8 protein-coding genes are annotated in these 11,175 nt (G+C 62.5%); 7 read left to right on the top strand and 1 reads right to left on the bottom strand.

Annotation, left to right across the window (positions count from 1 at the left end; all coding sequences use genetic code 11):
* Positions 1-726: 726 nt before the first annotated feature.
* From HDG32_RS34820 to HDG32_RS34805, 4 genes are all read left to right on the top strand, one after another.
* Entirely contained in the window at positions 727-1,716 is a 990-nt protein-coding gene (locus HDG32_RS34820; RefSeq protein ID WP_260336709.1) for a carboxylate--amine ligase, read from the top strand.
* 35 nt (positions 1,717-1,751) lie between these two features.
* Positions 1,752-3,005 carry an FAD-dependent oxidoreductase gene (locus HDG32_RS34815; RefSeq protein ID WP_184074249.1) on the top strand — a complete coding sequence of 418 codons (1,254 nt, stop codon included), beginning with the start codon at positions 1,752-1,754 and terminating at the stop codon, positions 3,003-3,005.
* 61 nt (positions 3,006-3,066) lie between these two features.
* The gene (locus tag HDG32_RS34810; RefSeq protein ID WP_184074255.1) at positions 3,067-3,951 is read left to right on the top strand and encodes a polysaccharide deacetylase family protein; all 885 of its coding nucleotides are present in this window, start codon (positions 3,067-3,069) and stop codon (positions 3,949-3,951) included.
* 92 nt (positions 3,952-4,043) lie between these two features.
* A complete protein-coding gene (locus HDG32_RS34805; protein WP_184074247.1) occupies positions 4,044-5,288 on the top strand; it encodes a glycosyltransferase in 1,245 nt (414 codons plus the stop codon).
* Between the two features lie 463 nt (positions 5,289-5,751).
* Here HDG32_RS34805 and HDG32_RS34800 read toward each other — a convergent pair whose 3' ends face one another.
* A complete protein-coding gene (locus HDG32_RS34800; RefSeq protein WP_184074245.1) occupies positions 5,752-6,135 on the bottom strand; it encodes a hypothetical protein in 384 nt (127 codons plus the stop codon).
* Positions 6,136-6,355: 220 nt separating this feature from the next.
* Here HDG32_RS34800 and HDG32_RS34795 point away from each other — a divergent pair, with 220 nt between their 5' ends.
* From HDG32_RS34795 to HDG32_RS34785, 3 genes are all read left to right on the top strand, one after another.
* On the top strand, positions 6,356-8,575 hold the full coding sequence (locus tag HDG32_RS34795; protein ID WP_184074244.1) for a GNVR domain-containing protein: 2,220 nt from the start codon (positions 6,356-6,358) through the stop codon (positions 8,573-8,575).
* 142 nt (positions 8,576-8,717) lie between these two features.
* Positions 8,718-9,818 carry a glycosyltransferase gene (locus tag HDG32_RS34790; protein ID WP_184074243.1) on the top strand — a complete coding sequence of 367 codons (1,101 nt, stop codon included), beginning with the start codon at positions 8,718-8,720 and terminating at the stop codon, positions 9,816-9,818.
* Positions 9,819-9,822: 4 nt separating this feature from the next.
* Entirely contained in the window at positions 9,823-11,028 is a 1,206-nt protein-coding gene (locus HDG32_RS34785) for a hypothetical protein (protein WP_184034284.1), read from the top strand.
* Positions 11,029-11,175 lie beyond the last annotated feature (147 nt).

Genomic DNA, 11,175 nt, shown 5'->3' with positions numbered 1-11,175 from the left:
CGTCAGCCGCTCCTCAGGTTGTAGCTGTTGATATTGTTTTTCCATGGCAACACCTTATACGAGTCAGGGTGTTGCACTTCAGATTTGAGAACGCGCCGCCATTATTGCGTTGCAATAAATTAATGCTTCGCAACCTTTTTACATAACAATGGAGAAATCTCCGAAACCCTTACGGAATAAGGCTCTGCGCCTTTCTAAAGGGTTTTCTTCCTTTCTTACTTTCTATTGTTCTCTGTGCGCCGGCGCACGTATCGGGATCAGGCCGAAACGTAAAGTAGGTCAAGGCAAGAGCAGCGCAATGCTCATGCTGCGGTAAATCGCAAGACCATGATTCGACACACGGCGCGTGCCAGGACGTGCCTGCCGCGCTCATGCATGCATGCCGCCGGAACCAAGCTTTAACGCCAAAGCGCCCCCGCGAGGCGACAAAAAAGGATTTCTATCCGATTCGATAATTCGATCGCGTGGAGTCTCGAAGCCTGTCTTCGAGGGTCCGCGCACGTACGAAGCAAGGATATCAACACTATGTCGAGCGCATACGACTCAGGTCAATCGGCAGGGGTTATCGTTGGAGCAGAGTTGAACGGACTGGGGGTGGCGCGGTCGCTCGCGCAGGCCCGCGTTCCGGTTATCGCAGTCGATACGAGGACCCGCGCGGCGACGTGGTGCCGACACGTTCATGCGCATCAGGTAAAGAGTTTTGTCGGGAAAATATTCGTTGATGAAATGATCGAACTCGGCAAGCGGTTCGATCGTCTGCCAGTTCTGATTCTGACCGACGAAGACGCGGTGCATGCGGTGTCGGAAAATCGGGCGGCTTTGTCGCACTGGTATCGGTTCCGCTTGCCGGCCGACGACACCGTCAAGATGTTGTCGAGCAAGGCGCGCTTTCACGAATTCGCGCAGCGGCATGGCTTTCCGGTGCCGCGCTCGGTCGTGCTCGACAAGCTTGCCGACATGGAAAGGCTGGCCGAGTTGCGCCACCCGTGCGTGCTGAAACCGGACGACAAGCGCAACGTGCTGCGCGGCGAGAAAGAACGCGCGGTGCGCGTCGACACGCTGCAGCATGCACGCGATCGCGCTATCGCGATGCTCGCGACGCCGGGCGGCATCATCGCGCAGGAGTGGATCGAGGGGCCTGACAGCAACATCCACTTCACGCTGTTCTATCGCGGCGCCGACGGCAACATGGTCAGCATGTTCACCGGCCGCAAGGTGTTGAGCTCGCCGCCGGGTGTCGGCAATACCGCGATCTGCGTGGCCGCGCCCGAAGCGCGCGGGACGCTCGAACCGCTGACGCGGCGCTTCGCCGAGCTGGCCGGTTTCGACGGCATGGGCAGCATCGAGTACAAGTGGGACGACAACTACAACGAGTTCGTGATGGTCGAGCCCACGGTCGGCCGCACGGACTGGCAGGAGGAAATCGCGACGCTGTGCGGCGTCAACATTCCGCTTGCCGCGTACCGCCATGAACTCGGCCTGCCATTGCCCGTCGAGCGCCTGAGCCGGCAACCGGTCGCGTGGCGCGCGACGTTTTCCGACCGGCCGCCGCCCGAATTGCTGAGCGAGCGCACGAAAATTTTCGATGGCTATTTCCGCTGGAACGATCCGCTCCCGGCGTTGCAGCACTATGTCGTGATGAATCCGCTGCGACGCATGAAGCGCAGCTGGAAAAAAGCGATCAGGGCGCCCGAGTCGCGTCAGGCCAAAGCCTGACGCTGGCAACGAAAGCCGTTCCCCTGGAGACCAGCATGTCTTTGACCGATACCATCATCATTGGCGCGGGGCCCTACGGGTCATCTCTTGCCGCGCATCTGAAGGCCGCCGGCGTGGATCACCAGATCCTCGGGGAACCGATGGGAGCGTGGCGCAACTACATGCCGCCCGGCATGCTGCTGCGCTCCGAGGCTTTCGCGTCGAGCCTGCACGCGCCGCGTAGCGGCTTTACCGTCGAAGACTACTGCCGCCTGACAGGGCTGCCTTACCAACCGCTCGGCATGGCGCTGACGCTCGAAACCTTCGTCGAGTACGGGCTGTGGTTCCAGGCGAATCTGGTCGGCGAAATCCAGCCGGTCGACGTGCTCGCATTGCGCCGCGTCGGCGATCAGTTCCAGCTGTCGCTCAGCGACGGCCGCTCGCTTGCCGCGCGCAGAGTCGTGATCGCGCTCGGCCTGAAGGCCTTCGCGCAAACCCCGCCGGCGCTGCGGGACTTGCCGGCGCAATATGCGTCGCATTCGGAGCTGTATGGGAACCTCGAGTGGGCGCGCGGCAAGGACATTGCGATCGTCGGCGGCGGGCAGTCGGCGCTCGGGCTGTCCGCGCTGCTCAACGAACTCGGCGCGCGCGCGCACGTGCTGATGCGCGAGAGCAGCGTGGTGTGGCACGAGCGGCCGCAGGGCGGCCGCAACATCCTGTCGCGCATCAAGGGGCCCGACGCGGGACTGGGGCGCGGCTGGCGCTCGCTGTTCCTGTCCGAGTTTCCCGGCGTGTTCCACATGCTCGACCCGCGACGCCGCAAGCAGATCATGGAGCACACGTACGGCGCGTCCGGCGCGTGGTGGCTGCACGATCGCGTGGTCGGCAAGGTGCAGATCTCGCATCGCACCGTGGTGCGCTCCGCGGCGATCGAAAACGACCGCGTCGTACTGAACGTGCTGAGCGATGGCAAGCAAGCGCGGGTGAGCGCCGATCACGTGATCGCCGCGACCGGTTTCAAAACCGACATGCGGCAGCACGCGTTCCTGTCCAAAGATCTGGCCGACGCGATTTCGAATCAGGGCGGCATGCCCGACCTGACGTCGCACTACGAAACGCGCGTGCGCGGCCTCTATGTGATCGGACCCGCGTGCGCGCACAGCTTCGGGCCCGTGATGCGCTTCGTCTATGGAACCAAGCACGCGTCGCCGACCGTGGCGCGGCACATTATCGGTTCGTTGAAAGCGGGTGCACGGCAACGCACGTGGCCCGTCGCCCATGCACCCATGGCGGAGCGCTCAGGTGAATAAAACCCAGGCAACGGGCGCGCCTGCGCGCTCGCACTTGTCCGACAGCTACCGCGGGCGCCGCATGAAGCGCTACAAGATGCTCGTGAAGGAGATGCTCGCGGGCTTCGTCCTGATTTCGGGTCTCGCGTGGTTCACGCGCAAGGTGCTGTGGCGCGATCGCGTGGCCGTGCTGCTTTATCACGATCCCGATCCGGACACGCTCGACCGTCACCTGACTTATCTCGGCAAGCTGTGCGAGTTCGTGCCGTTGACCGACGTCAGCGCGCCCGGCCGCGGCCGGCCACGCGTGGCGATCACGCTCGACGACGGCCACGCGGGCAACGCGAAGCTGTTGCCGGTGTTCATCAAGCACAACGTGCGCCCGACGATCTTCCTGTGCAGCCGCATCGTCGGACAGCCGCGCAGTCACTGGTGGCTGCATCCGGGCTCGCTGCGCGTCGGCCATGAACGTCTGAAGCGGATGACGAACGACGAGCGCCTCGCCGCGCTGGCGGCCCAAGGCTACCAGCAGGACGGCGATGACCGGCCGACCGGCCTGTCGATCGAAGCGATGCAGGCGATGCGCGAGCACATCGACTTCCAGGCGCATACGCGCTTCCATCCGATCCTCACGCATTGCAGCGACGCTGAAAGCGAGGCCGAAATCCGCGATAGCCGCCATGAGATCGCGGCGCTGCTGCAACAACCGTGCGAGCACTTCGCGTATCCGAACGGCAATTACGGCGAACGCGAAGTGGCGTTCGTGCGGGCCGCCGGCTTCAAAACCGCGCGCACCTGCGACATCGGCTGGAACGATCAGCACACCGATCCGTACCGGCTGCGCACGATCATCATCGACGATGCGGCATCGACGCTGCGCTTCGCGGCGCAATTGAGCGGCATTGCGCTGTTTCTGCGCTATCTGCGCGAGGGTGGAGGCTGGCGCGGCAAGTTTCCGCAGTTTTGAACAGAGGGAGCGTCTGGACGAAGCGATTCGTCCGGGCAACGCCGTCCGGGTTTTTCGCGAGACGGCACGAGGGGCATACGACAGGAGGGGACATGCAGCGCTGCAGGGTACTGGTGATCAACGATTACGCGCACATGGGCGGCGCGGAAGTGGTCTATCAACAATCGGCCGAGCTGTTGGGCACGCTGCCCGGCGTCGAGGTCGAGCGTTTCGACGATAGCCAGTTTTCCGCGCGCTCGACGATGCTGTCGCGCTCCTGGAACACGACCGCCGCGCGCGCGCTCGAAAAGGCGCTGCATCGTTTCCGGCCGCATCGGCTGATGGTGCACAACTACCACAACGTGCTGTCGCCTTCGATTCTCAGCGTGATCGCGCGGCACGAGCGTCAGTTCGGTTATCGCGCGTATCACACCTGCCACGACTATCACCTCGTCTACTACAACCCGTCGCTGCAGTACTTCGACAAGGATAAGCGTCCGATCATTCTGCCGCTCGACGTGCTGCGCACGCGCGCGGTCTTCACGTTGCGGCCGACGCCGAAGGGCCTCGTGCACGATCTGATGACGAAGGCGTGGTGGCACGCGGTGCGCGCGGCCTATCAGCCCGCGCGCGTGTTCGACAGGATCTTGTGCCCGAGCCTGTTCATGCAGCAGGCGCTGCATCGCGTCGGCATCGAGAATACGGTCATCGTGCACAATCCGTCGGCGGTGCCGAGCGCGATGCCAATCGTCACGGTGCGTGACAAGGAGCGCTTCAACATCGCGTTCGTCGGACGGATCTCGCCGGAGAAAGGCCTGCTGCAATTTCTGACGCTCTGCGAGGCGACGGGCTTCGAGCGCATCAATTGCATCGGCGTGTACGGCGACGGCCCGGACCGCGCGGCGATCGAGCAGCGCTACGCGTCGCTGATCGCACAGCGCAAGCTGATCCTGTTCGGCACGATGCCGCAGCAGCAGTTGTTTCCCGCCGTGCGCGAGTTCGCCGATGCGGTGGTCGTGCCGTCGGTGGGCGCGGAGAACGCGCCGCTTGTCGTGATCGAGGCGGCGATGCTCGGTCTGCCGGTGCTGGTTCGCGATGGCGGCAGCATGGCGGTGACCGCGGAATCGGTCGGCAACAAGATCAAGTTCAGGTTCGATCCGGGCAGTCTGAAACAGGCGCTCGGCGAACTCGCCATTCATCTGGCCGATGAGCACAGAAAGTACGACGTCGAAGAATATCTGCCCGAGCATTACGCGCGGCGTCTGGCTGAAATCATGCACATCGGCGAAAGTTCGACGCACGTCGCGCCGTCGCGCCGTCGCGCGCGCTATGCGGATAATCCGCGTCCGGCGCCCTGAAAATAGTCGGCGCTGATTGTGGCAAACGGCGTGTATATCCGTGCCGTTATCGTCGCTTTAAACACGTGTTTTTTATCGCGTGATTTGTCTGAAGCAATCCTGTAGCAATCGGCTTTTGTGTGCGCTGCCGAACGTTGTAAGGACGGGCTCTCTGAATATTATGATCGCCAAGGAAAGGCATTTTATCGAGCGCTGAAGCGCGTGGCTCGACAGAGTAAACGAAGCCGCGGTGACGGCGCGGAGTTGGCGATGACCGGCTCAATGGGTCGGCGAAAAAGCCAGACTCATCAGAACAAAAGCATGTGCATGTCGTGAGCGTTTGCGTGGAAAAACGGCGGACGAGACGCGGCTAATCGGGGAATCTTCGCGACCGGGCCCGGCAGTCAGTTCAAACCAAACAGGAATGTGGCCGCAAGCGGCCACATCGGCGATACGGGGGGTCCAGACGGTGATGCGCTACAGCTCAGCGCACGCTGTACGGATCGGCGGTCTCGGGAGACGCGTAGGTCTGGTCTGAATTCCACAAATCGCTGCCGTAGGGGTCCGCTGAGTTCTTGCCGCGGACAGGCTGTGCAACGCTTGTACGTTTCTGCTTCGGAAGGCTGTTTTTGGTTTGGGTGTACACGTTGGGCGCGACATAGCGGTTCCTTTTGGCGTACGCGAAATCCGACGAGGAGCCGTAGAGCGTGGTGGAACTGGCCGCATGAGGCGTCATCGCGTCGAGTTGCGAGTGTTTGGCGACATAACTCGGCGCATAAGACGAAGAGGCGGCGGACACGATGCTCTGGGCGTAACCCACCTGGGCGCTCAGCAATACGGGCATTACGGCGGCAAGAAGTTTTTTCATTTCGGGATCCGTAAGAAAGCATGTGGTGCGATGTTAGGGAAAAGAGCCGACCTCGCATAGGCGCTGTTACACACAAAGGTAGCCGATGTGGCGTAAATCAGCTACCCCCGTCCGATCGAGGCGGTCAGCTCGCTGGACACAGGCGTGACTGGATGCGGCGACGTGCCGGTCCCGGCGCCAAGAACAAGTGGCAAACCGTCGAGACTTTGGGAGAACTCGCATGAACCAAAGCAGTGCACCATTCGATAGCCGGAACAACAACAGCGAACATGCGCCGGCAGGCTTCGCGAATTATCTGGATGCGCTGTACGACAATCGCAAGCTGATTGCCATCACGACGGCCATCGCGGTCGCGCTCGGCATCGCCTATTCGGTGTTCTCCCAACCCGTGTATCGCGCGGACATTCTGGTGCAGGTCGAGGAGAACGCGGGTACCTCGTCCAGGAGCGTGATCGGCGACGTGTCCGCGATGTTCGACGTGAAGACCGCGACGTCAGGCGAGGCACAGGTGATCGGCTCGCGCATGGTGGTGGGCCGCGCGGTCGACAAGCTCAATCTCGACATCGAAGCGGCGCCGCGCTACTTCCCGCTGTTCGGCCGCTGGCTCGCCCGTCATTCCGATCACCTCTCGACGCCGGGACCGCACGGCTACGTGTACGGCAACGAGCGCATCACGGTGTCGAAATTCGACGTCCCCGAAGAGCTATTCGACCGTCCGTTCGTGCTGAAGATGGGCGAGGGATCGAGCTACGAGTTGCAATACGGCAAGCTGAAGCTCGAAGGCACGGTCGGCCAACCGCTGAGCGCGACGACCAACTACGGGCCGCTCACGCTCGTCGTCGACCGGATCGAGGCGAATCCCGGCGCAACCTTCGAAGTGCGGCGCCAGTCCGCGCTGACGACGACCGAAAAGCTGCGCAAGGAACTGACGATCTCGGAAAAAGGCAAGGAATCGGACATCCTCGGCGTGTCGCTCGAAGGTAGCGATCCGAAGAAGATCAGCGCGATTCTCGCGACCATCGCTGGCGAATACGTGAGCCAGAACCTGAAGCGCAAATCCGAGGAAGCGGAGCGTTCGATCCGTTTCCTCGAAATACAGCTTCCGGAAATGCGCCAGCAGCTTTCCGCTTCGGAAACGCGCTTCAACGACTTCCGCGCGAAGCATGGCACCGTCGATCTCGGCGAGGAAGCGACCAACCTGCTGCAACTGTCGGTTCAGGCGCAGACGCGGCTCGCGGAACTTCAACAGAAGCGCAATGAACTGCTGACGCGCTTCACCGACCAGCATCCGGCCGTGCAGTCGGTCAACGCGCAGTTGCATGCGGCGCAACAGGAAGCGAAAGATCTCGCGAGCCGGACGCAATCGCTGCCGCCGCTCGAGCAGAACGTGCTGCGCCTGCAGCGCGACGTGCAGGTCGGCACCGAGCTCGATACGTCGCTGCGCAATACGCTCGAACAGCTGAAGCTGATCAAGGCGGGTAAGTCCGGCAACGTGCGCATCGTCGACGGCGCCGTCGCGCCCGATACGCCGGTGCGGCCCAAGCCGCTGCTGATCATCATCGGCGCGCTGATGCTGGGCGTGTTCGTCGGCGCGGTGATCGCGCTCGTGCGTCAGCGTCTGTTCGACGCGATCGACGATCCGTACGAAGTCGAGCTGCGCACCGGTTTGCCGGTCTACGCGAGCGTGCCGTTCAGCCGTCAGGAAGAGCGGTTCGCGCACAGCCGTCGCCGTCCGGAATCGAAGGCGCTCGTGCTTGCGGGCGAAGCGGTGATCGATCCGGCCATCGAAAGTCTGCGTGGCTTTCGCACCGCGCTCGAATTCACGATGACCAAGGCGCGCAACCATATCGTGCTGATCACGGGCCCGACGCCGGGCATCGGCAAGTCGTTCGTGTCGCTCAATCTCGCCGCGGTAATCGGTGCGACCGGCAAGCGCGTCCTGCTGATCGACGGCGACCTGCGTCGCGGCTTCCTGCATCGGCATCTCGGCGGCGATCGCGGTCCTGGCCTCACCGATCTGATCCAGGGCGCGTACCGTCCCGAAGAGCTGATTCGCGCGACCCGTTTCCAGGGTGTCGACTTCATCGCGAGCGGCCGCCAGGTTGCGAGCCCGAGCGACGTGCTGTCGAACACACGGCTCGAAGCGGTGCTGCGCCAGGTCGCGACCGGCTACGACGTCGTGCTGCTCGACGGACCGCCGGTGCTGCTCGCCGCGGATGCGGTCCGGCTCGCCTGCGTGGCAGGTACGACGTTCTTCGTCGCGCGTCAGGGTGTCACGGGCATCGGCGAGCTGCGTGAGTCGGTCCGCCAGATGCAGAAGGTCGGCCTGCCGGTGCGCGGCGTGATCATGAACGGACTGCGGATGCGGCCGGGACGCTACAGCTACGGCTACGGACGCTATCGCTACGCGGCCTACATCTACAAACCGTACGACAGATAAGCCCGGGCGCCTGGTTCGCGACGCGCCCGCGGTGCGGGGCGTCGCGCCCGACTGGACCGATCAGAACAGCAACATGGCAATGCGAAGGGATCTTACGGCCGCGCCTGCCGAGCGCATACCGTACAGGCAAGGGACTACCCGGATGAAACAGCTATTTGTCACGCCTTTTCTGCCTCAGAAAAACGCGCCGCAAGCTGGCCACCGTTTGGCCTACGACTACCTGATCAAACTGAGCGCGGAATCTGAGCTCGACGTGCTGATCGTGTCGCGCGTGCCGGTCGACGAACAAGCCATCGAGTTTCGCGCGAACGTGCGCAACGTGTACATCCAGTACGTGAGCCGGTTCGACCTGATTCCGTCGTTCCTCGCGAATCCGCTGACTTTTTCACCGCGCCTGTTCTCGCGCTATAAGCCCGCGATCGGCAAGTTCCTCTGCGAGCTCGTCGACAGGAACCGATACGACACCGTGCGGCTCGAGTTCTCGCAATGCTTTGCGTATGCCCAGAATCTGCGCGAGCGTTTCCACGACCGCGTGAAGATCGTGATGTGCGCGCATGACTTGCAGATCCAGGTCATATTGCGCGTCAAGTCCATCGAAGGATGGCTGTTCACCCGGCAGACCTTCATGCTCGAGCAGCGTCTGCTGAAGCTGGCCGACAAGGTGCTCGTGCTGTCCAGCAAGGACGCGCAGCTGATCAACGGCCTGTACCCCGGGGTCGGCACGTTGCAGGTCGTGCCGATCTCACTGCCGGCGTTTCTGAAGGAAGTGCGGCGCTCGAAAGACACGGTCGAGAAAGGCAACATCCTGTTCTGGGGGGCGATGCAACGCCGTGAGAACGAAGAGGCGCTGCTCAATTTCGTCGACACGATTTTTCTGCCGCTGCGCCGGCGCGGCCTGCAACTGAAGCTGTTCGTGGTCGGCTCCGATCCGAGCGACCGCGTAAAGCGCCTGAACGGCGACGATATTTGCGTGACCGGCTTCGTCGAAAATCCGGGCAAGTACTTCGAGTCCGCCGATATCGGCGTGGTGCCGCTGCTGTCGGGCGCCGGCGTCAAGCTGAAGACGCTCGAAATGCTCGCGGCGAAACTGCCGGTCGTCTCGACGCCGCTCGGCGCGGAAGGCGTCGAGCACGACGGCACCTTGCTCAACGTCTGCGAAATCGATGAGTTCCAGGACGTGATCGAGCGCATCTACCGCGGTGATCCGGTCAACGTCAACGCCTCCGTGGCGTATCAGGCCTGACGCCATGATCGCAACCATCGCCTATCTGCTGGCCGTCGTGCTGTGTGCCTCGCGCGGCGTGCTCGAGTATCTGATCGGCAAGGACGCCGCCTATCTGATCCAGGTCGGCGGTATCGTCGGGCTGCTCGTGTGGTACATCTCGCCGACGGCGATCGCCGCTTACTTCCGCGACGAAGGACGCCTGTCGTTCGGCTTCCTCGTGGGCATGCTGTTCTCGACCGGGCTGTCGATCGTCGCGACGCTCGCGCTCACCGGGGAGTTCGGGCCGTCCTATCTGTTCGTCTTCATCTTCACGCTGTTCATCTACTTCTACGCGATCTCGAACTATCAGAGGCGCTTCGTGCAGCCGCGCGTCGCCTATGCGGGGCTCGTGCTGATCGCGCTGATCGAGGCGGGTGTCGCGCTCGCGCAGCAGCAGAACGTCTTCCCGATCGATCTGCCCGGCGCGACGTACGGCTTCGACAATCTGCGCGCGCCGTCGCTGACCGGCAGCTATCTGCACTACCCGCTGTTCGTCGCGATTGCCGCGTCGCTGTGCGGCGTCGACTATCTGGTGCGCAAGAACGTGCTGTCGGGCCTCGCGTGCGCGGTGCTCAGCTTCGCGATTTTCTCGGCGCTGTCGCGCAGCGGCATGCTGATCATTCTCGGCACGTTTGGGCTCGCGTTCCTGCAGGCGCCGATCCAGTTCATCACGAGAAACGCGAAACTGATCGTTGCCACCGTGTTCGCGACGATGGCGATCATGATCTTCGGCGTCGCGGTGAGCAGTCAGAACGATAGTGTCGTCAACGTCGGCACCGAACGGATCATAGGCGCGACCGATCTGCAATCGGACGGCAACGACGGCCGCACCGAAGCATGGGAAAAGGCCAAGTCGCTCGTATTGCCGGTCAACGTGATCGCCGGCACGTACTTTGGGCTCGTCACGAACTCGGCACCCGAGCCGGTGAAACAGGAGTTCGGCGTCGTCGAATCGAGCGTGCTGCAGCAGATTCTGAATATCGGCCTGATGGGCGCGATCTTCTATTACGGCGTGCTGATATCGGTGACGAAACTCGCGAGCAGCGCGAGCCGGATTTCGTTGTGCATGTGGGCGGCTTTATTTCAGACGCTCTTCTATCAATCGATCGAAGTGATTCCGTTTGTCTTCATCCTGATGACATTGCCAGTGTTCGATTACGTGGGCGGACCGCGTGCAAACAGCACGTAGCGAACCACAAGGCAGTGCGTTCCAGATCGTCTGCATCGCGCGGACGAGCAAGTGGGTAGTCGGTAGTGCGCGCGAACAGCGCGAAGCAAGGTGCAAGAACCAGAAAGCCGTGTTTGGGGGTAATTCCACGAACACCAGATGTAAAGC

It is taken from the genome of Paraburkholderia sp. CI2, assembly GCF_014201055.1.
Classification (GTDB): Bacteria; Pseudomonadota; Gammaproteobacteria; order Burkholderiales; family Burkholderiaceae; genus Paraburkholderia; species Paraburkholderia tuberum.
This window is presented reverse-complemented; position numbering and strand designations above follow the sequence as displayed.